18 protein-coding genes are annotated in these 22635 nt (G+C 71.3%); 14 read left to right on the top strand and 4 right to left on the bottom strand.

Going from position 1 to position 22635, the window contains the following annotated elements:
* The first annotated feature begins 320 nt into the window (after positions 1 to 320).
* A complete protein-coding gene (locus tag OG413_RS35020; RefSeq protein WP_323137986.1) occupies positions 321 to 683 on the top strand; it encodes an ATP-binding protein in 363 nt (120 codons plus the stop codon).
* A 106-nt stretch (positions 684 to 789) separates the two neighbouring features.
* On the opposite strand, the gene OG413_RS35015 is transcribed toward OG413_RS35020, so the two are convergent.
* Together OG413_RS35015 and OG413_RS35010 are read right to left on the bottom strand one after the other, a co-directional pair.
* Complete coding sequence (locus OG413_RS35015) at positions 790 to 1893, bottom strand: DUF2637 domain-containing protein (protein ID WP_266812586.1); 1104 nt, start codon at positions 1891 to 1893, stop codon at positions 790 to 792.
* A gap of 191 nt (positions 1894 to 2084) precedes the next feature.
* Complete coding sequence (locus OG413_RS35010) at positions 2085 to 2933, bottom strand: (2Fe-2S)-binding protein (RefSeq protein WP_266812584.1); 849 nt, start codon at positions 2931 to 2933, stop codon at positions 2085 to 2087.
* A gap of 146 nt (positions 2934 to 3079) precedes the next feature.
* On the opposite strand from OG413_RS35010, the gene OG413_RS35005 reads away from it, so the two are divergent.
* Positions 3080 to 3838 (top strand): GntR family transcriptional regulator, encoded by a 759-nt coding sequence (locus OG413_RS35005; RefSeq protein ID WP_266812582.1) that lies wholly within the window; start codon positions 3080 to 3082, stop codon positions 3836 to 3838.
* 148 nt (positions 3839 to 3986) lie between these two features.
* On the opposite strand, the gene OG413_RS35000 is transcribed toward OG413_RS35005, so the two are convergent.
* Together OG413_RS35000 and OG413_RS34995 are read right to left on the bottom strand one after the other, a co-directional pair.
* On the bottom strand, positions 3987 to 4772 hold the full coding sequence (locus OG413_RS35000; RefSeq protein WP_266812580.1) for a hypothetical protein: 786 nt from the start codon (positions 4770 to 4772) through the stop codon (positions 3987 to 3989).
* A gap of 163 nt (positions 4773 to 4935) precedes the next feature.
* A complete protein-coding gene (locus OG413_RS34995; RefSeq protein ID WP_266812578.1) occupies positions 4936 to 6726 on the bottom strand; it encodes a PucR family transcriptional regulator in 1791 nt (596 codons plus the stop codon).
* Between the two features lie 413 nt (positions 6727 to 7139).
* Between OG413_RS34995 and OG413_RS34990 the strand changes: the two genes are divergently transcribed.
* The 12 genes from OG413_RS34990 to OG413_RS34935 all read left to right on the top strand — a co-directional run bounded on the left by OG413_RS34990 (position 7140) and on the right by OG413_RS34935 (position 22630).
* Entirely contained in the window at positions 7140 to 8030 is an 891-nt protein-coding gene (locus OG413_RS34990) for a xanthine dehydrogenase family protein subunit M (protein ID WP_266812576.1), read from the top strand.
* Between the two features lie 2 nt (positions 8031 to 8032).
* Positions 8033 to 8629 carry a (2Fe-2S)-binding protein gene (locus OG413_RS34985; RefSeq protein ID WP_266812575.1) on the top strand — a complete coding sequence of 199 codons (597 nt, stop codon included), beginning with the start codon at positions 8033 to 8035 and terminating at the stop codon, positions 8627 to 8629.
* A 2-nt stretch (positions 8630 to 8631) separates the two neighbouring features.
* Entirely contained in the window at positions 8632 to 11049 is a 2418-nt protein-coding gene (locus OG413_RS34980; protein WP_266812573.1) for a xanthine dehydrogenase family protein molybdopterin-binding subunit, read from the top strand.
* Positions 11050 to 11301: 252 nt separating this feature from the next.
* The gene (locus OG413_RS34975; protein WP_266812572.1) at positions 11302 to 12759 is read left to right on the top strand and encodes an NCS2 family permease; all 1458 of its coding nucleotides are present in this window, start codon (positions 11302 to 11304) and stop codon (positions 12757 to 12759) included.
* 37 nt (positions 12760 to 12796) lie between these two features.
* The gene (locus OG413_RS34970) at positions 12797 to 13936 is read left to right on the top strand and encodes an XdhC/CoxI family protein (RefSeq protein ID WP_266812571.1); all 1140 of its coding nucleotides are present in this window, start codon (positions 12797 to 12799) and stop codon (positions 13934 to 13936) included.
* 286 nt (positions 13937 to 14222) lie between these two features.
* On the top strand, positions 14223 to 17876 hold the full coding sequence (locus OG413_RS34965) for a S8 family serine peptidase (protein WP_266813278.1): 3654 nt from the start codon (positions 14223 to 14225) through the stop codon (positions 17874 to 17876).
* Positions 17877 to 18119: 243 nt separating this feature from the next.
* Positions 18120 to 18422: an urease subunit gamma gene (locus OG413_RS34960; protein WP_266812570.1), complete on the top strand. Its 303-nt coding sequence runs from the start codon at positions 18120 to 18122 to the stop codon at positions 18420 to 18422.
* Positions 18419 to 18754: an urease subunit beta gene (ureB, locus tag OG413_RS34955; RefSeq protein WP_266812568.1), complete on the top strand. Its 336-nt coding sequence runs from the start codon at positions 18419 to 18421 to the stop codon at positions 18752 to 18754. Before OG413_RS34960 ends, ureB begins: the two co-directional genes overlap by 4 nt.
* A 1-nt stretch (position 18755) precedes the next feature.
* Positions 18756 to 20459, top strand: coding sequence for an urease subunit alpha (locus OG413_RS34950; RefSeq protein WP_266812566.1), 1704 nt, complete (start codon positions 18756 to 18758; stop codon positions 20457 to 20459).
* Complete coding sequence (locus OG413_RS34945) at positions 20459 to 21124, top strand: urease accessory protein UreF (RefSeq protein ID WP_266812564.1); 666 nt, start codon at positions 20459 to 20461, stop codon at positions 21122 to 21124. Before OG413_RS34950 ends, OG413_RS34945 begins: the two co-directional genes overlap by 1 nt.
* A gap of 82 nt (positions 21125 to 21206) precedes the next feature.
* Positions 21207 to 21881 (top strand): urease accessory protein UreG, encoded by a 675-nt coding sequence (gene ureG / locus OG413_RS34940; protein ID WP_266813276.1) that lies wholly within the window; start codon positions 21207 to 21209, stop codon positions 21879 to 21881.
* Complete coding sequence (locus OG413_RS34935; RefSeq protein ID WP_266812562.1) at positions 21878 to 22630, top strand: urease accessory protein UreD; 753 nt, start codon at positions 21878 to 21880, stop codon at positions 22628 to 22630. Before ureG ends, OG413_RS34935 begins: the two co-directional genes overlap by 4 nt.
* The last annotated feature ends 5 nt before the right edge of the window (positions 22631 to 22635 follow it).

The following is a 22635-nucleotide window of genomic DNA, read 5'->3' as shown; positions in this document are numbered from 1 at the left end:
GAAGTTAACCGGAAGTACGTCTGTGTGACGAACGTGTTTCCCGGTAGCGGGTCGTGCGAGGGGGCGTCTCGATGCCACAGCCCTTAGGTGCCCGTTCCAGCCCTATTTCCCTATTGATGAGTCGACAAGCGTGACAGCGCTCGTGCGGGGCATGCATCCCGTGAAGGTGTTCGAGGAGTTACGGGACAAGGGGAGGTCGGTTCACTGTGCGGGCGGGGGAAATGACGAAGCGCCAGGGCGGAAGCCGAAATACCGCGGACCGGAAAACAGGAGACCTGGGTACAGGGGCGACCACCCGGCCCGACCGTATACGCCGCAGAATCGGCCATACGGACAGGTCGGCGGTGGGAGAGGTGCGCCGTGAGCTGCGGGAGTTCCTCGGTCACCGCTCCGGACGGGAGCGGATCGAAGAGGCCGAGCTGCTGCTGAGCGAGCTGGTGACGAACGCGCTGATTCACACCCGCCATGGAGCGGTGGTCACGGCCACCGTGCACCCCGGGAAACTGCGGGTGGAGGTGCGGGACTTCATGTCGGGCCTGCCCGGACCGTACGTACCGAACGCCGACGACGGTACGCACGGCAGGGGCCTCATCCTGGTGCGGAGCCTCGCCGACACCTGGGGGGTGGAGACTCAGGTGCTGGGCAAGGTGGTGTGGTTCGAGTTGAACATCGGGAAGCCCTGACCAGGCTCCCGGATTCCCAGGATCCTGAGCGCCCTCGCATCCGGCCGCCTACGCATCCGGCCGCCTACGCATTCGGGCGCCCGCATATCCGGGCGCCCACGCGTACTCAGCCGAACTGCTGCTCCAGGTCCTTGAGTTTCTGTTCCAGCGAGTCGAGCCGGGGAAGCGTCTGAGGGTCGTCCTCGCTGGTGAGGTCGCCGGTCCGGGGGTCACCCTCCGGGCGCCGCGCCTCGGGACTCTTCGAGTTCGAGCCGTTCGCGGTCGGCTTCGGGCCGTGTGCGGCTCGCAGGGATGGCCGGGGTCGCAAAGGCAGCTGACCCGGCTCTGTTATGGCAGGCTCCGCGACGGACTGCGAGCCGCCCGAGGCGGGTGCGATGGCCGGGACGTCCGTCTGGCGGCCCTCGCGGCCACCGCGCCCCCAGACACGGTTCTGCCGGTTCAGGGCCTTGATGCGGGCCCGGTCCAGCTTCTCCTGGTCCCTTCGGCGGAGCCGGTCCTGCTCCTTCTCCCGCCGGTCCTCCCGGACCTCGTCGACCGCCTCGTCGAGCGTGCGCACGCCTTCGAGGAGCATCAACGACCAGGCGCCGAAGGTCTCACGGGGCGCCCGCAGCCACCGGACGATCCGGATCTGTGGCAACGGCCGCGGTACCAGGCCCTGTTCGCGCAGCGCGGCCCGGCGGGTCTGCTTCAGCGCACGGTCGAAGAGCACCGCGGCCGAGAGCGACATTCCCGCGAAGAAGTGCGGGGCGCCCGCGTGGTCCATGCCGCGCGGCGCGTGCACCCAGTTGAACCAGGCGGCGGCACCGGCGAACGTCCACACCAGCAGCCGTGAGCCGAGCGCCGCGTCGCCGTGGCTGGCCTCGCGGACCGCCAGCACCGAGCAGAACATCGCGGCCCCGTCGAGGCCGAACGGGACGAGGTACTCCCAGCCCCCGGAGAGACTCAGGTTCTGCCGGCCGAAGCCGACGAGCCCGTGGAAGGAGAGCGCGGCGGCGACCGCCGCGCAGCAGAAGAGCAGGACGTACGAGGCGGAGGCGTAGAGCGCTTCCTTGCGCCTGCGGCGGTCCTCGCTGCGTTCCCAGTTGTCATCGGCCGCGGCCTTGCCAGCGGCGCGCTTGCCGCGCGCGACCACCGTGACCGCTGCCATGACCCCCACGAGCAGTACGGCGCCCGGAAGCAGCCAGTCAAGCGATATGTCGGTCAGTCTCATGCGCGGTCCCTTGCGTCACGTAGGGCGTTTCGGGCGCCATCGTGACGGAAATTCCGCCCCGCTCAGGGGGTTTCGGGGCAAGAGCACGCCATTGGGGTGGCTGAGGATACCTATGGGCGGAATCTGAACGAACATACATGCGAGAAGATAGGGGTGTGTTCGGATTGCATCACCCGGACGGGCGGTGTGGATCAGGAAGCGGGTGTCAGCTTCCGTACCCGGTCGGCATCGCAGGTGCGCGGGCAGGTGACGCAGGTGTCCTCGGGGCGCAGGGTATAGAAGAGGCAGCAGCTGGCCCGGTCGCGGGTCGGCAGCGATTCACCGTTGGGGCCGGTCAGTTCACGGAACCCGGCCGTGCCGACGTACGGCTTGGTGGTGCCCGGTAGCAGCAGTTCCAGTTCGGCCATCGCGCGGCGCTCCTCGCCGAGCAGATGGGCGATGTACCAGAGGCCCTCGACGATCTCGTCCGTCGCCATGCCCCACAACGCCCGCTTTCCGCGCCGCATCCGGGGCTGGAAACCTTCCAGCACCGGGCCGATGTGCTCGGCCACGGCGTCCAGCACCTCGGCCCGCAGCGCGGCCTCGTCCGGGACCACCCGGGCGCCGGGCAGCGTGGCCGCCGGATCGTCGGGCAGGCAGGCGAACTCCCGTACCCGGACGGTGAGATGGCCGAGCGCCCGCTGGAACGCGATGTCCTCCACAGGGATCCGGGGCACCCGGCGGTGCAGGAACCAGGGCACCGTCACGAGCAGACAGGCCGGCCAGGAGTAGCGGTGCAGTCCGAAACTGGCCACCACGTCGGGGCGGGCCTGCTGCCCGTAGTCCCGCAGCACCTGCGCGTTGTCCCAGGCGAGGAAGGCGTCGAGGGCCGCGCCGCCTCCGGCGAGCTCGGCCGCACCCACCCAGCCGACCCCGGAAGGAGCCGCCTCGCCGTCCGCGAGCACCTCGGCGCGCAGCCCGGGGAAGACCTCGGCCAGGCGGGTGTACGCGGCCGTCACGGGGGACGCCGCGGTACTGGTGAACAGGGCGGAGACGGTCATGCGGGGACCACCACATCGGGATCGTTGGCAGGTAAGCCTTACCTTACCCGAAATGATCGATGTTTGAACTGGGGCCTCCTCGGCCTATCGTGCACAAGGGGCATGGCGTACGCGAGCCGGGCCCGCGACTGGCCGAGGAGGTCCGGGTGGAGCAGGGCAGGGCGCGCGAGGACGTACGACCGCCGTACGTCTGCGACGCGTACGCGGGCACGCCACCGGTCGTCCGGGTGCCCGAGCAGGCGCGCGGCGAGCACACCCACAGCGAACCGCCCGCCCCCCGCGTCGTGCAGCGGCACTCGGTGCGCGGCCAGATCCTGGACGCCCTGCGCGCCGCCCTCGTCGACGGTGAGCTGGTGCCCGGACAGGTCTACTCGGCCCCGGCGCTGGGCGCCCGTTTCGGTGTCTCCGCGACGCCGGTGCGCGAGGCGATGCAGCGGCTGGCAGTCGAGGGTGCCGTCGAGGTCGTGCCGAACCGCGGCTTCCGGGTCAGTGAGCGCGGACCGCGCGAGCTGGCGGAGCTGGCCGAGGTGCGCGCCCTGATCGAGGTCCCGGTGATGCTGCGGCTGGCCCGCACCGTTCCGGCCGCCCGGTGGGGCGTGCTGCGCCCACTGGCCGATGCCACCGTCGCGGCGGCCGCGGTCGGCGACCGGGCGAGCTACGCGGAGTCCGACCGGGCCTTCCACCGCGCGGTTCTCGCGCTCTCGGGCAACGAACAGCTGGTGACGGTCGCGGACGAGCTGCACCGCCGTTCCCAGTGGCCGCCGGTCAGCCACCCCGCCACCCGCCGGGCCGGCCTGCTCGCCGACGCCGCCGAACATACGGCGCTGCTGGACGCCCTCATCGCCCAGGACCTCGCCGTCGTGCAGTCCCTCGTACGCGAGCACTTCACGGGTGCGGACGGCTGATCCGCGAGCGGGGGTGCCGCGCGGACCTTCCCGCACGGCACCTTCACCGTCACCGCCGCGACCGTACGGCCCTTCGCTCGCCCCCCAAGCACCCGCCTCAGGCACCCCGCTCCGGGCCCCCGCCATCCGGTCTGCTCCCCGGACCGGCTCAGTTCGCCTCGGCCGTCCCCGGCGACGGGGGTTCCAGGCGTGGGGCCAGCCAGGTCGGTACGCCGCCGAGCAGCCGGAAGAGCCTGCCCGCCTCGGCGCGCAACCGTGCCGCCGCCTCCGGCTCGGGTTCGGCGTCCGCGAGGGAGATGAGTGCCGGTGCCGTACCCACGAGATAGCCCAGCTCCTCCCTTATCCGCAGGGACTCCGAGAAGCCGTGCCGGGCCTCGGCCAGCTCGCCCTCCCGCAGCGCGAGCGAGGCGAGGTGCCGCCAGGTGAACGAGAGCAGCAGCTCGTCCCCCTGGGCCGTGGCACCGGCGTGCGCCCTGCGGTACGCGGCCCGCGCGGACTGCGGGGAATCGGCGATGTTCTGGGCGATCAGCCCCCGGCGGAAGTCCAGCAGCGGCCGCCCCGGAGCGGCGGGAGCAAGCAGGGCGGCCGCCCTGCTCAGCGCCACGCTGGCCTCGTCGGCCCGGTCGCGCGTCCCGAGGAGTGTCGACGCATAGGCGAGGTAACCGCGCTCACAGGCCGCCGCCCCGCGCTCGGCGTTGTCGTGCGCCAGGGCCTCGGCGGTGCGCAGCGCGTCCTCGGCGTCGGTCCAGCCCTGGCCGGTGTAGAGACATCGCTCGGTCAGCAAGGTTGTCCGCTGGAGCGCGGCGGCAGGGTCGGTCGCCGCGTGCGGTTCGAGCAGAGCGGCCGCGTCCGTCCAGCAGGCGCGTGACCGCAGCCGCCATACCGCTGTCTGGAGCGGCGGATCGTCATCGGCAGTCGTTCCGGAACCAGACATGGCGGTATGCGCCACATTGCCCTCCCCGAGCGCGCCATTGAGCTGTTGAGTGTGGGCGCATCTCAGCATGGAATGGCACGCCTGGCCAAGAGGTCCGGCCGATGTCAGGTGAAAGATTTCACAATCGGCCGGACCCCGTCGGTGCTCCGCCGGGCCCGGAAGGTCAGCTCATCCGCAGCGCGAGGAAGAAGTCGAGCTTGTCCTCCAGCCGGGAAAGGTCACGTCCCGTCAACTGCTCGATGCGGCCGACGCGGTAGCGCAACGTGTTGACGTGGAGGTGCAGCCGGGCCGCGCAGCGGGTCCAGGAACCGTCGCAGTCCAGGAACGCCTCCAGCGTCTCGATCAGCTCGGCGCGGTGGCGCCGGTCGTAGTCGCGCAGCGGGTCCAGCAGCCGGGCGGTGAAGGCCCGGCGGACGTCGTCGGGCACGAAGGGCAGCAGCAGTACGTGCGAGGCGAGCTCGTGGTGCCCGGCCGCGCAGACCCGGCCCGGACGGGCCGCCGCCACCCGGCGGGCGTGCCGGGCCTCCTCCAGGGCGCCGCGCAGCCCCTCGGCGGAATGCACGGCCGCGCTGACACCCAGTGTCAGGCGGCCGTCGTCCGCGAGCCCGGCGGAGAGCGGCTCGCGGACGGTGGCCAGGAGCACATCGGCATGCAGTGCCGGGTCGCCCCCGGCCGGTGCGTCCTCGTCGGGATCCGCCTCCGCGTCCGGGTCCGCCCCGGCACTCCCGGCACCCGCGGCGACGGCGCTTCCGGCAGCCCCGGCGGGGACGGTGGAGGACAGCGGTACGAGGGCGATGGCCTCGTCGCCGGTGTGCGCGACGGCGATCCGGTCGGCGGAGTGCGGGCCGCTGACGGCCGGGTCCACCAGGATTTCCTCCAGCAGGGCCTGGGCGACGGGACCGCTCGCGATGTCCGGGGCGGAACCGGCGGACCCCGGTCCGGCCGATGTGCCCTCGGCGGTCCAGTCGACCCGGGCCACGACGACCTGCCAGTGCGGCGCGGTTCCCAGCCCCGGCAGCAGGACCGGTGCGGCGACCCGCAGCCTGGCCGCGATCTCGGCCGGGGCGGCGCCCGCCTGGACCAGCTCCAGGACCTCCTGGGCGAGCCTGCGGCGTACCGTACGGGCCGCGTCGCGCCGGTCGCGTTCGACGGCGATCAGCTGGGTGACGCCCTGGAGCAGATCGAGCCGGGCGGCCGGCCAGTCGCTCGCGTCGGCCTCGACGGCGAGCAGCCAGTCGGAGAGCACCGACTCGCGCACATCGCGGGAGGCCGGTACGGCGCCCCGGCCGGTGTTCCGGATCGGGAACAGTGAATACGTCGTACCGCCCACGGTGGCCCGGTGCGGTCCCCGGCGTCCGGTGCGGGTCGCGACCAGATGCCGTCCGGCGAGTTCGGCCCCGACCCGGGTGGTCAGCGGCTCACCGGCCCCGGCGATCTGCCGGCCGGTGGGCGAGAGCACCCAGGCCCGAAGGTCCAGGTCGGAGGTGAGGAGATCGAGGACCACCTCGGGACCGCCGCCCGTCGGGCCCGAGGTCATCAGCCTGCGGTGCCGGTCGACGACAGCAGCCAGATCCCCGGCCCGCTCGCCCGAGACCTGGCGCACCACATGCTCGGTGATCGTTGCGAATGCCACGGTCTCGTTCACGGCGAAGAGGGGGAGGCGGTGATGCCGGCACGCCTCGACCAGGTCGCCCGGGATGTCGCCGAGTTCCGCCTCGCCCGCCGCGAGTCCGGCGACCTGGGCCCCCGCCAGAATTCGGACGAACGGCTCCGAGTCCGCCGCGTCACGGCGCCAGGCGAGACCGGTGAGGACCAGCTCTCCCCCCGAGAGGTAGCGGCTGGGGTCGCGCAGGTCGGTGGTCATGACGCCCCGGACCGCCCGGTCCAGTTCGTCCTCGCCGCCGAGCAGCCGCAGGCCCAGCGCGTCGGTGTCCAGCAGTGCGCGCAGCCGCATCTCGTTGCCGCCGTTCTTTCGGTTGAGGGAGTGAGTGAAGGAGTGAGTGGGGGAGTGAGTGGGGGAGGGATGGACCGGTCGGGGGTGGGGACCGGTCGCTTGAGGGGAGAGGTGGATCGGTCGAAGGGAGGAACCGGCCGGTTGGGTGGGGGGACGGGGCGCTGAGCGGGTGGGACGAGGGATACCGGGGATACCTGTGAATTGCGGAGAGGTTACTGATTCCCGCCATTCGTTCGAATCTACAAGACGAGGAAGGAGACCAGCCAACTCCTTCAGTGTTTCCGTGACTGCACCGGTCGGAGCCGGCCTTGTGTACTGGGCCACACACCGCGTGAACAACACATGAAGAGCCAGTCGAGGGCCGGCCGTCCCCAGCCCCAGCGAACGACCGATTGAGAAGAAGAGAGCCACTCATGGACTTCCTTCGCCCCGCCAGCTGGGAGGAGGCGCTCGCCGCCAAGGCCGAGCACCCCACGGCTGTTCCCATCGCGGGCGGCACCGATGTGATGGTCGAGATCAACTTCGACCACCGGCGGCCCGAGTATCTCCTGGACCTGAACCGCATCGGTGAGCTGTCCGAGTGGGGGGTGGGCCAGGAGAACGTACGGCTCGGCGCCTCCGTGCCGTACAGCGACATCATGGAGCACCTGCGGGCCGAGCTGCCCGGCCTGGCGCTCGCCTCGCACACCGTCGCCTCCCCGCAGATCCGCAACCGCGGCGGCGTCGGCGGCAACCTCGGCACCGCGTCGCCCGCCGGTGACGCCCACCCGGCCCTCCTCGCCGCGGGGGCCGAGGTCGAGGCCGAGTCCGTACGCGGCACCCGGATGATCCCCATCGACGCCTTCTACACCGGCGTCAAGCGCAACGCACTGGCCCCGGACGAGCTGATCCGGGCCGTACACATCAAGAAGGCCGACGGGCCGCAGCAGTACTCCAAGGTCGGCACCCGCAACGCGATGGTCATCGCCGTCTGCGCCTTCGGCCTCGCCCTGCACTCCGGGACCCGCACCGTCCGCACCGGCATCGGCTCCGCCGCCCCGACCCCGGTCCGGGCCAAGGAGGCGGAGGAGTTCCTGAACGCCGCGCTCGAAGAGGGCGGGTTCTGGGAGAGCGGCAAGATCATCACCCCGTCGCTCGCCAAGCAGTTCGCCGACCTCGCCTCCGGCGCCTGCAACCCGATCGACGACGTGCGGGGCACCGCGAAGTACCGCAGGCACGCGGTCGGCATCATGGCCCGCCGCACACTCGGCTGGACCTGGGAGCAGTACCGCGGCGCGGGCCGCACGCTTGAAGGAGCTGCATAACCATGCGAGTGAATTTCACGGTCAACGGCCGTCAGCAGGAAGCCGACGACGTCTGGGAGGGGGAGTCCCTCCTGTACGTCCTGCGCGAGCGCATGGGTCTTCCCGGTTCCAAGAACGCCTGCGAGCAGGGCGAATGCGGCTCCTGCACGGTCCGCCTGGACGGTGTGCCGGTCTGTTCCTGTCTCGTCGCCGCCGGTCAGGTCGAGGGCCGCGAGGTCGTCACCGTCGAGGGGCTCGCCGACTACGCCAAGCACCGCGCGGACGCCCACCCCGGCGGCGGCTGCGCCTCCGGTTCCTGCGGCACGACGCTCGACGCCGCCCGGCGCTGGCAGGCCGGGCCCACCGACGGGCAGAGCGGCCAAGCCGTCGAACTGTCCCCCATCCAGCAGGCGTTCATCGACGCCGGAGCCGTCCAGTGCGGCTTCTGCACCCCCGGCCTGCTCGTCGCGGCCGACGAACTGCTGGAAGCACACCCCTCCCCGTCCGACCAGGACATCCGCGAGGCCCTCTCCGGGAACCTGTGCCGCTGCACCGGTTACGAGAAGATCCTCGACGCGGTCCGCCTCGCGGCCGCCCGTCAGGAAGAGGCGGTCCGATAGCCATGGCGCTGCATCCACGAGTCGCCACCGTCCCGGCCGGCACGCCCACCAAGATCACCCAGGGTTCGCCCACCAAGGGCGGCATCGGTGAGTCCACACTGCGCCCCGACGGCATCCTGAAGGTCACCGGAGAGTTCGCGTACTCCTCCGACATGTGGCACGAGGACATGCTGTGGGGCCACACGCTCCGCTCCACCGTCGCGCACGCCGAGATCAGGTCCATCGACATCGGCGAAGCCGTCGCGACGCCCGGTGTCCACGCCGTGCTGACCTACGACGACCTGCCCGCCGCGATGAAGAACTACGGCCTGGAGATCCAGGACACCCCGGTTCTGGCGCACGGCAGGGTCCGCCACCACGGGGAGCCGGTGGCGCTGGTCGCCGCCGACCACCCGGAGACCGCCCGCCGCGCCGCCGCCAAGATCAAGATCGACTACGTCGAACTGCCGGTCATCACGGACGAGGCGTCCGCGACCGCACCCGGCGCGATCCTGATCCACGAGGGCCGCGACGACCACCACATCGGCCATGTGCCGCACCCCAACATCGTGCACCGTCAGCCGATCATCCGCGGCGACGCCGACGCGGCCGCCGCGCGGGCCGACGTCATCGTCACCGGCGACTACACCTTCGGCATGCAGGACCAGGCGTTCCTCGGCCCGGAGTCCGGGCTCGCCGTGCCCTCCGAGGACGGCGGCGTCGAACTGTACGTCGCCACCCAGTGGCTGCACTCCGACCTCCGGCAGATCGCCCCCGTCCTCGGTCTGCCCGAGGACAAGGTCCGTATGACGCTCTCCGGCGTCGGCGGTGCCTTCGGCGGCCGGGAGGACCTGTCGATGCAGATCCACGCCTGTCTGCTGGCGCTGCGCACCGGCAAGCCCGTCAAGATCGTCTACAACCGGTTCGAGTCCTTCTTCGGGCACGTCCACCGGCACCCGGCGAAGCTCCACTACGAGCACGGCGCCACCAAGGACGGCAAGCTCACGCACATGAAGTGCAGGATCGTCCTGGACGGCGGCGCCTACGCGTCGGCCTCCCCGGCGGTCGTCGGCAACGCCTCCTCGCTCGCGGTCGGCCCGTACGCCGTCGAGGACGTCGACATCGAGGCGATCGCGCTCTACACCAACAACCCGCCCTGCGGGGCCATGCGCGGCTTCGGCGCGGTCCAGGCGTGCTTCGCGTACGAGGCGCAGATGGACAAGCTGGCGGCCGAACTGGGCCTGGACCCGGTCGAGTTCCGGCAGCGCAACGCCATGGAGCAGGGCACCCTGCTGCCGACCGGCCAGCCCTGCGACTCGCCCGCCCCGGTCGCCGAACTCCTGCGCCGGGTCAAGTCCCGGCCGCTGCCGCCCGAGCGGCAGTGGCTGTCCGTCGACGCGGCGGGCAGCTCCGTCGACGTCCGCGACCTGCCCGGGGGGCTCTCCAACACCACGCACGGCGAAGGCGTCGTCCGCGGCGTCGGCTACGCGGTGGGCCTGAAGAACGTCGGCTTCTCCGAGGGCTTCGACGACTACTCCACCGCACGGGTCCGGATGGAGGTCATCAACGGCGAACCGGTCGCCACCGTGCACACCGCGATGGCCGAGGTCGGCCAGGGCGGCGTCACCGTGCACGCCCAGATCGCCCGTACCGAACTCGGCGTCAGCCAGGTCACCATCCACCCGGCCGACACCCAGGTCGGCTCGGCCGGCTCCACCTCCGCCTCCCGCCAGACCTACGTCACCGGCGGCGCCGTGAAGAACTCCTGCGAGGCCGTACGCGAACAGGTCCTGGAGCTCGGACGGCGCAGGTTCGGTACGTACCACCCGGCCTGGGCCACCGCCGAACTGCTCCTGGAGGACGGCAAGGTCGTCACCGACGGCGGCGAGGTGCTCGCCGATGTGGCCGATGTGCTCCAGGAGGATGCGATCGACGTCGAGCTGGAGTGGCGTCACCGGCCCACCGAGGCGTTCGACCTGCGTACCGGCCAGGGCAACGGCCACGTCCAGTACTCCTTCGCCGCACACCGCGCCGTCGTCGAGGTCGACACGGAACTGGGCCTGGTCAAGGTCATCGAACTGGCCTGTGCCCAGGACGTCGGCAAGGCCCTCAACCCGCTCTCCGTGGTCGGCCAGATCCAGGGCGGCTCCCTCCAGGGCATGGGCGTTGCCATCATGGAGGAGATCATCGTCGACCCGAAGACCGCGAAGGTGCGCAACCCGTCCTTCACGGACTACCTGCTGCCCACCATCCTCGACACCCCGGCCATCCCGGTCGACGTGCTCGAACTGGCCGACGAACACGCCCCGTACGGGCTCCGTGGCGTCGGCGAGGCCCCGACCCTCTCGTCCACCCCGGCCGTCCTCGCGGCGATCCGGAACGCGACGGGTCTGGAGCTCAACAGGACACCGGTGCGCCCCGAGCACCTCACCGGCACCTGAGCCGCTCCCTCCTGAACTCTCCGGGCGGTGCGACGTGCCGTGAACGTCACACCGCCCCACGTACGGCACCGCCCGGAGACACCGAGTACCGCACCGCTCGCGGTCCTTCGCACTGCCTCAGTACATCCGTACCTGCATGAACAGTTCGCCTCGGGCCGTCCCCCGGGTCGTGCCGCCCAGCGCAGTCATCCCAAATCCCGCAATCAGTTCTCTCCACGCGGGTGCCCCTGTGAACCTTGGGAGTCAGGCATCATGACCCAGCAGTCAGTGGAGCCGAAGACCGGTGCGGAGGACGCGGGCTCCGGCTCGCGCGTCCCCGCCGGAAGATCTTGGCTCGACCGGTACTTCCACATATCCGAACGAGGATCCACGGTCGCGCGCGAGGTGAGCGGCGGCGTCACGACCTTCATGGCCATGGCGTACATCCTCCTGCTCAACCCGCTGATCCTCGGCGGCAAGGACGTGGACGGCAACCTCCTCAGCCAGCCCGGACTGATCACCGCGACCGCCCTCGCGGCAGCCGCGACCACCCTCCTGATGGGTTTCGTCGGCAAGGTCCCGTTGGCGCTCGCCGCCGGACTCAGCGTCTCCGGCGTGCTGTCCTCGCAGGTCGCACCCAATATGACCTGGCCGCAGGCCATGGGCATGTGTGTGATCTACGGTGTGGTGATCTGCCTCCTGGTGGTCACCGGCCTGCGCGAAATGATCATGAACGCGATCCCGCTCGCGCTCAAGCACGGCATCACCATGGGGATCGGGCTCTTCATCGCCCTCATCGGCCTCTACAAGGCCGGCTTCGTCCACCAGGGCAAGGCGACCCTGGTGTCGCTCGGTCCCGCCGGTGAACTCTCCGGCTGGCCCGTCCTGATCTTCTGCGTGACCCTGTTGCTGATCTTCATGCTGCAGGCCCGCAACATCCCCGGGGCGATCCTGATCGGCATCGTCGTCGGCACCGTGATCGCCGTCGCCGTCAACGCGATCGCCGACGTCGACGCCAAGTCCTGGAGCAGCGGCCCGCCGGAGCTCAACGGCAGCGCGGTCTCCGCACCCGACTTCTCGCTCTTCGGGCATGTGGAGTTCGGCGGCTGGGGCGACGTCGGAGTGATGACCGTCGGAATGATCGTCTTCACCCTGGTGCTGGCGGGCTTCTTCGACGCCATGGCCACCATCATCGGTGTCGGTACGGAGGCCAAGCTCGCCGACGACAAGGGCCGCATGCCGGGCCTGTCCAAGGCGCTGTTCATCGACGGTGCGGGCGGTGCCATCGGCGGAGTCGCCGGAGGCTCCGGCCAGACCGTGTTCGTCGAGTCGGCCACCGGTGTCGGCGAGGGAGCCCGGACCGGGTTCGCCTCCGTCATCACCGGACTCTTCTTCGCCGCCTGTCTGTTCTTCACCCCGCTCACCGCGATCGTGCCGACCGAGGTGGCCTCGGCCGCCCTCGTCGTCATCGGCGCCATGATGATGCAGAACGCCCGGCACGTGGACTGGGGCGACCGTTCCGTAGCCATCCCGGTCTTCCTCACCGTGGTCCTGATGCCCTTCACGTACACCATCACCACCGGTGTCGCCGCGGGTGTCATCTCGTACGCCGCCATCAAGCTCGCCCAGGGCCGGGCCCGCGAGGTCGGGGCCTTCATGTGGGGCCTGACGGTGATCTTCATCGTGTACTTCGCGCTCAATCCGATCGAGAGCTGGCTGGGCGTCCACTGACGCCCGCCCCTCCCCACACCGCCCAAGGAGACACGACATGCTGGACATCGCCGAAGAGCTGCACCGGTGGGTCGGGCAGGGACGCGAGTTCGCTGTCGCCACCGTGGTGGCGGTCGGCGGCAGCGCGCCCCGGCAGCCGGGAGCCGCGCTCGCCGTCGACCGCGACGGCACGGCCATCGGGTCGGTCTCCGGCGGATGTGTGGAGGGCGCGGTGTACGAGCTGTGCCAACAGGCCCTCGAAGACGGCACAACCGTCCGGGAGCGGTTCGGCTACAGCGACGACGACGCCTTCGCGGTCGGTCTGACCTGCGGCGGCGTCATCGACATCCTGGTCACACCGGTGCGTGCGGACGACCCCGCACGCCCGGTGTTCGCGGCGGCGATCGCGGCCGCCGCGGAGGGGGCGGCGGCAGCGATCGCCCGGATCACCGACGGCCCCGCCGAACTCCTCGGCCGCCCGCTCCTCGTCCACCCCGACGGGTCGTACGAGGGCGGGCTCGGTGGCCATCGCGCGCTGGACCGCACGGCGGCGGCCGAGACCCGCGCGATGCTGGACGCGGGCCGCACCGGCCCGCTCACCATCGGCGCGGAGGGCTCCCGCTGCGGCCGGCCCGTCCAACTGCTCGTAGAATCGAGCGTTCCGCCGCCCCGCATGATCGTGTTCGGGGCCATCGACTTCGCCGCCGCCCTCGTGCGGGCCGGTTCCTTCCTCGGCTACCGGGTCACCGTCTGCGACGCCCGGCCGGTCTTCGCGACCCGGGCCCGTTTCCCGGACGCCGACGAGATCGTGGTCGACTGGCCGCACCGCTACCTCGCCGCCACCACGGTGGACGCGCGCACGGCGCTCTGTGTCCTCACGCACGACGCCAAGTTCGATGTCCCCCTGCTGACCGCCGCGTTGAAGCTTCCGGTGGCCTACGTCGGCGCGATGGGCTCGCGCCGCACCCACCTGGAACGCAACGAACGGCTCCGCGAGGCCGGTGTCACCGAGCGCGAACTGGCCGCGCTGCACTCGCCGATCGGCCTCGACCTCGGTGCCCGTACGCCGGAGGAGACGGCCCTGTCGATCGCCGCCGAGATCGTCGCCGTCCGGCGCGGCGGCAGCGGCGTACCGCTCACCGGCGCCCACACCCCGATCCACCACGAAGGCGGCTCCCCGCTCGCCTCGGTGGCCTGAAGCCGAGAAAGCCGGTCCTGACTCAGGCCCCGACTACGCCTCGTCTCCGGCCCTTACTCAGGCCCCGTCCCCGGCCCGAACCGGCCCCGCCGCGCCGTTCGCCGCCGGGCGGATTACCGCCACGGCGCATTCCTGCCAGCCAGGAACCGAACCGTAGTTGCGCATTTACCGGTAGATCAGCTGCATGACATTTTCCCCCTCCTCCGTTTCCGGCCGGGCGAGACCCGCCCGTACAGGACGCAGGGCGCTGCTCATAGCGACCTCCGTCGCACTCGTGAGCGGCGCCATGCTCCCCGCCGCGGGCTCCGCCACCGCCGCCCCCGGACCGCGCTCCGCCGAGAGCCGCCACGAGGCCCGGGTCCAGAGCCACGACATCACCCTGATCACCGGGGACGTGGTGCACTACGTGGACGGCCCCGGCAACCAGGACACCGTCACCGTGGACCGCCCCGACGGCGCGAGCGGTGGCGTCCACGTCCAGCAGGCGGGCGACGACCTCTTCGTGCTGCCCGACGAGGCCACCGCGCTGCTCGCGGCCGGGAAGCTCGACCGGCGGCTGTTCAATGTCCCGGCCCTGGTGCGGATGGGGTACGACGACGCGGCCACCGGCGGCATTCCGCTGATCGCCACCTATCCGGCGAGCAGGGCCAGGGCGCTGCCCGCGGCCCCGCGCGGAGCCGAGAAGGTCCGGACGCTCGACTCCATCCACGGCGCGGCGCTGAAGGCCGACAAGGACGACGCCCGCGCCTTCTGGAGCGACATCGCCCGTACGGACAAGGCGCGTTCGCTGGCCAACGGCATCGCGAAGCTGTGGCTCGACGGCCGCTCCGAGGCCCTGCTCAAGGAGTCGGTGCCGCAGGTCAACGCCCCGCAGGCGTGGGCCGCGGGCTTCGACGGCAAGGGCTCCAAGGTCGCCGTCCTGGACACCGGGATCGACGCCGACCACCCGGACGTCAAGGACCGGATACTGGAGTCCCGGAGCTTCGTGCCCGGCGAGGAGGTCGACGACAAGAACGGTCACGGTACGCATGTCGCCTCCACCATCGCCGGTTCGGGTGCCGCGTCCCAGGGCGTCAACAAGGGCGTCGCGCCGGCCGCGGACCTCCTCGTCGGCAAGGTCCTCAGCGACGAGGGATCCGGCGCCGACTCCGGCATCATCGAAGCCATGGAGTGGGCGAAGGCGGAAGGCGCCGACGTCGTCTCCATGAGCCTCGGCTCCCCGGTGCCGGACGACGGCTCCGACCCGATGTCGCAGGCCGTCGACGCCCTGTCGGCCGACGGCGGCCCGCTGTTCGTGATCGCCGCGGGCAACGCGTACGGCGCGGGCACCATCGGCTCGCCCGGCTCGGCGCAGAAGGCCCTCACCATCGCGGCCGTCGACAAGCAGGACAACCGGGCGGACTTCTCCTCCATGGGCCCGCTGGTCAACAGCCACGGTCTCAAGCCCGACCTGTCCGCCCCCGGCGTCGACATCAACGCGGCGGCCTCGCAGTCGGTCCCCGGCATCGAGGGCATGTACCAGTCGATGTCCGGTACGTCGATGGCCACCCCGCATGTCGCGGGCGCCGCGGCGATCCTGAAGCAGCGTCACCCCGACTGGTCCGGCCAGCGCATCAAGGACGCGCTGATGAGCTCGTCCAAGGCGCTGCCCGACTACACCCCGTACGAGCAGGGCACCGGCCGGCTGGATGTGAAGGCGGCGATCGACACGACGATCGAGGCCACCGGCTCCGTCGAGGTCGCCTCGTACAACTGGCCGCACAGCCCCTCCGACCCGGTCACCGAGCGGACCATCACCTACCGCAACACGGGTGACAAGGACGTCACGCTCAGCCTGGCCACCGACACGGACGCGGCCGCGTACACCCTCTCCACCTCCACGCTGACCGTCCCGGCGGGCTCCACCGCCGAGGCCGTGCTGTCGCTGGACCCCTCCGAGGTCGCGAACAACACCCAGTTCTCCGGCCAGGTCCTCGCCAAGGACGCGGCGGGCACGGTCGTCGCGCACACCGGCTTCGCGCTGAATAAGGAGCAGGAGCTCTACGACCTGACCCTGAAGCTCCGCGACCGCGCGGGCAGGCCGATGGACGGACAGGTCGTCTTCGCCGCGCTCGGCGACCCGCAGCTGGGCGTCGTCAATGTCTCCGGTGACACGACACTGCGGCTGCCCCCGGGCAACTACACGGCCTGGACCGCCGCGGAGATCGACGGCGACCGGGCCGACTCGAAGGGCATCGCGTTCCTCGCGGCCCCCGAGACGATCCTGGACAAGGCCACCACCGTCACCCTCGACGCCTCGAAGGCCCACAAGGTCAGCGTGCGGACGCCGAAGGAGACCGAGACCCGCCAGCTGCGATATGACATGGCACGCACCGCCCCGGACGGCACCGTCCAGCGCGACGCGTACCAGATCCCGCTGATCTACGACCAGTTGTGGGCGAGCCCGACCAAGAAGGTCACCCAGGGCGGCTTCAGCTTCCTGACGCGCTGGCGCCAGGGCGAGGAGCTGATCGACCTGACGGCCGACGGCCATGACGTCCCGGCCTTCGTGCAGGGCGGCTCCGTCGTCGCCGAGGACAGCGAGCAGAAGCTGACCGGTGTCTTCGCCGGCAACGGCGCCGCGGCCGACTACCGGGGCGTGAACGCCAAGGGCAAGGCCGTCGTGGTCAACCGCAGCGACGCGGTCACCCCCGCCGAGCGGCTGGCGGGCGCGCTGGCGGCGGGCGCCAAGGCGCTCTTCGTCGTCAACGACGGCCGTGGGGTCGCGATGGAGTCCTACGTCCCGTACGGCGAGCAGACCACCATCCCGGTCGCCTCGGTGCGGAAGACCGCGGGCGGGACGCTGATCAAGGCGGCGCAGCGCGGCAAGAAGCTCTCCGTCGACCAGAAGAAGTTCGCGAGCTACGTCTACGACCTGGTCGACCGCCACGACGGCGCGATCCCCGACCGCTCGCTGGCCTTCGCCCCGTCGGCCCGTCAGCTGGCGAAGGTGGAGAACACCTTCTACGGCCACCGGACGGCGCTGGGCGCCGGATACCGCTACGACATCCCGGAATACGGCCCCGGCCTCGGCTTCGAGGAGTACGAGAAGTTCCCGGGCACCCGCACCGAGTGGGTCACCCCGCTGCCGGGCGACTCCTTCTGGTACGAGAACCACTCGGTGCTCAACGCCGACACCTCCGGTACGGCGCACGAGATGCGCAGCACGGACCTGGACTACAAGGCCGGCCGGACCTATCGCGACGACTGGTTCGCACCGGTGACCGGCCCCCGTCTCGGCACCGGCTACTGGGGTCCGTTCCGCACCGCGTACAACGACATCCAGTTCAACATCACGCCGTGGACCGACTCGGGCGAGGGTCACTCCGGCTCGATGCCGGAGGACGAGTACGACACCACCTCGTACGGCTTCTACCAGGGCGACACGTTGATCAAGAAGGGACCGGGCCGGGCCGGATACGCCTGGGACCTGTCGGCGGAGAAGCTGCCGTACCGCCTGGTCATCGACTCCGTCCGGGACGCCGGGACCTGGAAGACCTCGATCCGTACGCACACCGAGTGGAACTTCGTCTCGGGCGCCCTGGACGGGAACGGCCCGGATCAGGCCGACATCCCGCTCCTTCAGCTGGACTACGCCGTGGACACCGACCTGGCCGGTGACGTCAAGGCCGGCAAGTGGACCGAGGTCGGTCTGGAGGCCGGCACCCAGGCGTGGCTGGACGGCGCGGTGAAGGCGACGAAGGCCACGCTGTCCGTCAGCTATGACGAGGGCAAGTCATGGAGCGCGGCAGAGCTGCGCAAGGGCTCGTCGGGCACGTGGACCGCGAAGTTCAGGACGCCCAGGAAGGGTGCCGACTCGGTTTCGCTCAAGGTGCGCGCCGAGGGCCCCGGCGGTCTGGCCGTCGACCAGGAGATCATCAAGGCGTTCGGCCTGAAGTGACCTGCTGAGAGAACCATTTGAGGTGGTTCCGCAGCCCCGGCGGGGGCTGCGGGACCACCTCTCTTTACGTTTTCTTGAAGATCGAAATTTGTCTACTTTGCCCGTATATGGCGGTCGATAACCCCAGAAAGGGACTTTTTGCGGTGTGGAGCGAGTTGCCACGGGCCTACTCGGAGGCTTATAAGAGGAACGTGGTCGAGGCGATTCCGGGAATTCCGGGGACTGCCGCCATGGAGGTTTCCCATGTTTCTTACTCCGTCCGACACGGAGAAATTGCTGCTGAGCGTCGCCGGAATGGTCGCCCGGGACCGGCGTGAGCGCGGCGTCCGCCTCAACTACCCCGAGGCCGTCGCCCTGCTCGCCTGCTGGGCCATGGAACGCGCCCGCGAGGGCGCCCTCGTCAGCGACCTCATGACCGCGGGCCGCACCGTCCTGACCCGCGCCGACGTGCTCGAAGGCGTCCCCGAGATGCTGCACGACGTTCAGGTCGAGGCGACCTTCCCCGACGGGCGCAAGCTCGTCACGATCACCTCGCCGATCCCGTGATCCCCGGTGAGATCCGGACCGGATCCGGCGTACTGAAAATCAACGACACGCTTACCAAATTGCAGCTCACCGTAGTAAATGACGGCGACCGGCCCATTCAGGTCGGCTCGCACCTGCATTTCTCCGACGCGAATCCGGCGCTTTCCTTCGACCGCGGTACGGCCGAGGGATTCCGCCTCGACATTCCGTCAGGTACATCGCTGCGTTTCGAACCCGGGGTCGGCGCCGACGTCACCCTCGTCGAACTCGGCGGACGCCGGCACGTGCCCGGCATCGTGGTGCCCGGCACCCGCGTCCCCGGCACCCGAACCGTACAGACGGAGACCGTGTGACATGGCACAGATGACCCGCGCCGCCTACGCGGCGCTCTACGGACCCACCACCGGGGACCGCGTCCGGCTCGCCGACACCGATCTGTGGATCGAGGTGGAGGAGGACCGCTGCTTCGGCGGCGACGAGGCCGTGTTCGGCGGCGGCAAGTCCATCCGCGAGTCGATGGCCCAGGCCACCACCTCACGCGCCGACGGCGCCCTCGACCTCGTCATCACCAACGTCGTCGTCCTCGACCACTGGGGCATCGTCAAGACCGACATCGGCGTCCGGGCCGGCCGGATCGTCGCCCTGGGCCGCTCGGGCAACCCCGACATCAGCGACGGCGTCCACCCCGACCTGGTCATCGGCCCCGGCACCGACGTGGTCTCCGGCGAGGGGCGCATCCTCACCGCCGGAGCCGTCGACACCCACGTCCACTTCCTGATGCCGGAAACCCTCCACGAGGCCCTCGCCACCGGCACCACCACCGTGATCGGCGGCGGCACCGGAGCCACCGAGGCGTCCAAGGCCACCACCGTCACCCCCGGCGCGTGGAACCTCGCGATGATGCACCGGTCCCTGGACCGCGTCCCGCTCAACATCATGCTGTTCGGCAAGGGTTCCACCGTCGGCGAGGACGCCCTGCGCGAGGCCGCCCTCGGTGGCGCCGGAGGCTACAAGGTCCACGAGGACTGGGGCGCCACCCCCGCCGCGATCGACGCCGCGCTGAAGGCGGCCGACGCCTACGGCCTCCAGGTCGCCCTGCACGCCGACAGCCTCAACGAGGTCGGCTACGTCGAGGGAACCCTCGACGCTATCGCGGGACGCGGCATCCACGTCTTCCACGCCGAGGGCGCGGGAGGCGGCCACGCACCCGACATCATCACCGTCGCGTCGCACCCCAACGTGCTGCCCGCGTCCACCAATCCGACGCTCCCGCACACCGTCAACACCGTCGCCGAACACCTCGACATGCTGATGGTCTGCCACCACCTCAACCCGCGCGTCCCCGAGGACCTGGCCTTCGCCGAGTCCCGCATCCGCGCCACCACCATCGCCGCCGAGGACGTCCTGCACGACATCGGCGCCCTCTCCATCACCTCCTCCGACGCCCAGGCCATGGGTCGCATCGGTGAAGTCGTCTGCCGCACCTGGCAGGTCGCCCACGTGATGAAGCAGCGCTTCGGCGACCGGGGCTCCGCACTCCCCGCCGACAACGAGCGCGCCCGCCGCTACGTCGCCAAGTACACGATCTGCCCCGCCGTCGCCCACGGCATCGACCATGTCGTCGGCTCCGTCGAACCGGGCAAGCTCGCCGACCTCGTGCTCTGGGACCCCGCCTTCTTCGGCATCCGCCCGGCGGCCGTGATCAAGGGCGGCATGGTGGTGTACGCCCCCCTCGGCGACGCCAACGCGGCCATCCCCACCACCCAGCCGGTGCTGCTCCGCGCCACCGCGGCGGCCGGCGCCGCCCCCCATCTGTCGGTCAGCTTCGTCGCCCCCGCCGCGCTGGAGGACGGGCTCGCCGAACGCCTGGGCCTGGAACGGGAACTGGTCGCCGTACGCCCCACCCGCCACCTCACCAAGGCGGACCTGCCGAACAACACGGCGCTCCCGGCCATCGACGTGGACCCGGAGACCTTCGCCATCCGCGTCGACGGGGAGCTCGTCGAGCCCGCCCCCGCCGCCGAACTGCCGCTGACCCAGCGGTACAGCATGTTCTGATGGGTGCGCTCGCCCGGCTCCTGCTGGCCGACGGACGTCTCCCGGTCGGCGCGTACACCTACAGCGCGGGCCTCGAACCGGCCGTCGCCGCGGGGCTCACCCGGGACCGCCTCCCCGCACTCCTGCGGGCCCGGCTGCACACCACCGCGGTCACCGAGGCGGCCGCCGCCGTCCTCGCCCTGCGCGCCGCCGGGCAGGCCCCGGTGGACTACGGGCCCGTACAGCACGCGCTCGCGGCCCGCACCCCGGTAGCACCGCTGCGTGCGGCGTCCGCCACGCTCGGCCGGGGGGTGCACCGCCTCGCGCGGCGGCTGGCCCCGGACCACCCGGCGGTCACCGCCCTGTCCACGGTCCGGCCACGCCCGCTGCGGCCCGTCACGCTCGGCGCACTCGGCGCCGTCATGAAGGTGTCCGAGGACGAACTGGCCCAGGCGGTCGTCTACGACGAACTCCAGACCATCACCTCGGCCGCCCTCAAACTGCTGCCCGGCGACCCGCTCGACTCGGTCGCCTGGATCCTCGCCGCCGAGCCGGACGCCGCCGCCGCGGTGGCCGCCGCCCTCGCCGTACGGACCCCGGGTGAACTGCCCGCCCCCACGGCCCTGCTCACCGAACAGTGGGCACTCGAACACGACCGACGCGAACGGAGACTTTTCCTTGCCTGACAACCACGCCCACGCCCACGCTCCGACCCACGCCCCCACCGGCGACCACGACGACCGGACCAACCCCCACTTCCACGAGCCCCTGAACCAGCCCCGCGCCCTGCGGCTCGGCGTGGCCGGCCCGGTCGGCACCGGCAAGAGCTCCATCCTGGCCACGCTCTGCCGCGAACTCGCCGGGGAACTGTCCATGGCCGTCGTCACCAACGACATCTACACCGACGAGGACGCCCGCTTCCTCCGCTCGGCGGGCGTCCTGCCCACCGAACGCATCCGCGCCGTCGAGACCGGGGCGTGCCCGCACACCGCGATCCGCGACGACGTCAGCGCCAACCTCGACGCCGTCGAGGACCTGGAGGAGGCGTACGGGCCGCTCGACCTGGTCCTCGTGGAGAGCGGCGGCGACAACCTGACGGCCACCTTCAGCCCCGCCCTGGCCGACGCGCAGCTCTTCTGCATCGATGTCGCGGGCGGCGGCGACGTGGCCCGCAAGGGCGGCCCCGGAATCACCGGCGCGGACCTCCTGATCATCAACAAGACCGACCTCGCGCCGTACGTGGAGGTCGACGTGGCCGCCATGGTCGCCGACGCCGAGGCGGCCCGCGACGGCCTCCCCGTGCTGGCCCTGTCCAAGAAGGACCCGGTCTCGGTCGCCGAACTGGCCGACTGGGTACGCGCGTTGCTGGTCCGTCACCGCTCGGGCACCCACATCCCCACCGACCCGGGCCCGATGGCACCGCACAGCCACGCCCACCCGTGAGTCACCGGACGGGGGGCGCCGCCGAGCCGACCGTGCTCACCGTCGAGCGCGACGACACGGGCCGCCACCTCGCCCGGGACCTCACACCCGGTGCCTTCCTGGCCCCCCGCCCGCTCCTCCCGGACCCGGACGCCCTGCACATCGCCCTCGTCGGCACCCGGGCCGGTCTTCTGGCGGGCGACGACCTCGCGCTGCACATCACGGTAGGCCCGGGGGCCAGGCTGCGCCTCGTCGAACCGTCCGGCCTCGTCGCGTACGACCATCGCGGCGGTACGTCGACGTGGCGGGCCCGGATCGAGATCGCGGAAGGCGGCGAACTGCACTGGGACGCCCGCCCGTTCGTGATCTCGGCCGGGGCTGACGTGGAGCGTGCCATGGACGTGACCCTGGCCGCCGGTGCCCGGATGCTGTGGCGCGAGACCCTGGTGCTGGGCCGCACCGGCGAACGCGGCGGGAGCCTGCGCGCGCGGACACACGCCACGTACGACGGCCGGGAGCTGCTGGTCGAGGACCTGGATCTGCGCGACGCGGAGATCCGCGAACTGCCCGGTCTCCTCGGCCCGAACCGCGTCATCGGCTCCGTCACCGCCCTCGGTACCGTCCCCGCGGCGACGCCGCACCCCTACCGCACGGACCTGGCGGGCCCCGGAGCGCAGGTGCGGCTGCTGGACACGGTGGCCCCGGCGGTGGAGGCCGAGCTGACGGCCGTCTGGGAGGCCTGGCGGGCCGCACCGCCCGGGGACGCGTGAGGACC

Source organism: Streptomyces sp. NBC_01433, from assembly GCF_026340105.1.
In the GTDB taxonomy this organism is placed as follows: Bacteria; Actinomycetota; Actinomycetes; order Streptomycetales; family Streptomycetaceae; genus Streptomyces.
The sequence above is the reverse complement of the archived record's forward strand: the minus strand, read 5'-3'. Positions and strand labels throughout refer to the sequence as shown.

Coding starts and splice junctions, on each gene's coding strand:
- OG413_RS35015 (WP_266812586.1), bottom strand. CDS start 1,893: ATGAGACTGACCGACATATCGCTTGACTGGCTGCTTCCGGGCGCCGTA.
- OG413_RS35010 (WP_266812584.1), bottom strand. CDS start 2,933: ATGACCGTCTCCGCCCTGTTCACCAGTACCGCGGCGTCCCCCGTGACG.
- OG413_RS35000 (WP_266812580.1), bottom strand. CDS start 4,772: ATGTCTGGTTCCGGAACGACTGCCGATGACGATCCGCCGCTCCAGACA.
- OG413_RS34995 (WP_266812578.1), bottom strand. CDS start 6,726: ATGCGGCTGCGCGCACTGCTGGACACCGACGCGCTGGGCCTGCGGCTG.
- OG413_RS34990 (WP_266812576.1), top strand. CDS start 7,140: ATGGACTTCCTTCGCCCCGCCAGCTGGGAGGAGGCGCTCGCCGCCAAG.
- OG413_RS34985 (WP_266812575.1), top strand. CDS start 8,033: ATGCGAGTGAATTTCACGGTCAACGGCCGTCAGCAGGAAGCCGACGAC.
- OG413_RS34980 (WP_266812573.1), top strand. CDS start 8,632: ATGGCGCTGCATCCACGAGTCGCCACCGTCCCGGCCGGCACGCCCACC.
- OG413_RS34975 (WP_266812572.1), top strand. CDS start 11,302: ATGACCCAGCAGTCAGTGGAGCCGAAGACCGGTGCGGAGGACGCGGGC.
- OG413_RS34970 (WP_266812571.1), top strand. CDS start 12,797: ATGCTGGACATCGCCGAAGAGCTGCACCGGTGGGTCGGGCAGGGACGC.
- OG413_RS34965 (WP_266813278.1), top strand. CDS start 14,223: ATGCTCCCCGCCGCGGGCTCCGCCACCGCCGCCCCCGGACCGCGCTCC.
- OG413_RS34960 (WP_266812570.1), top strand. CDS start 18,120: ATGTTTCTTACTCCGTCCGACACGGAGAAATTGCTGCTGAGCGTCGCC.
- OG413_RS34950 (WP_266812566.1), top strand. CDS start 18,756: ATGGCACAGATGACCCGCGCCGCCTACGCGGCGCTCTACGGACCCACC.
- OG413_RS34945 (WP_266812564.1), top strand. CDS start 20,459: ATGGGTGCGCTCGCCCGGCTCCTGCTGGCCGACGGACGTCTCCCGGTC.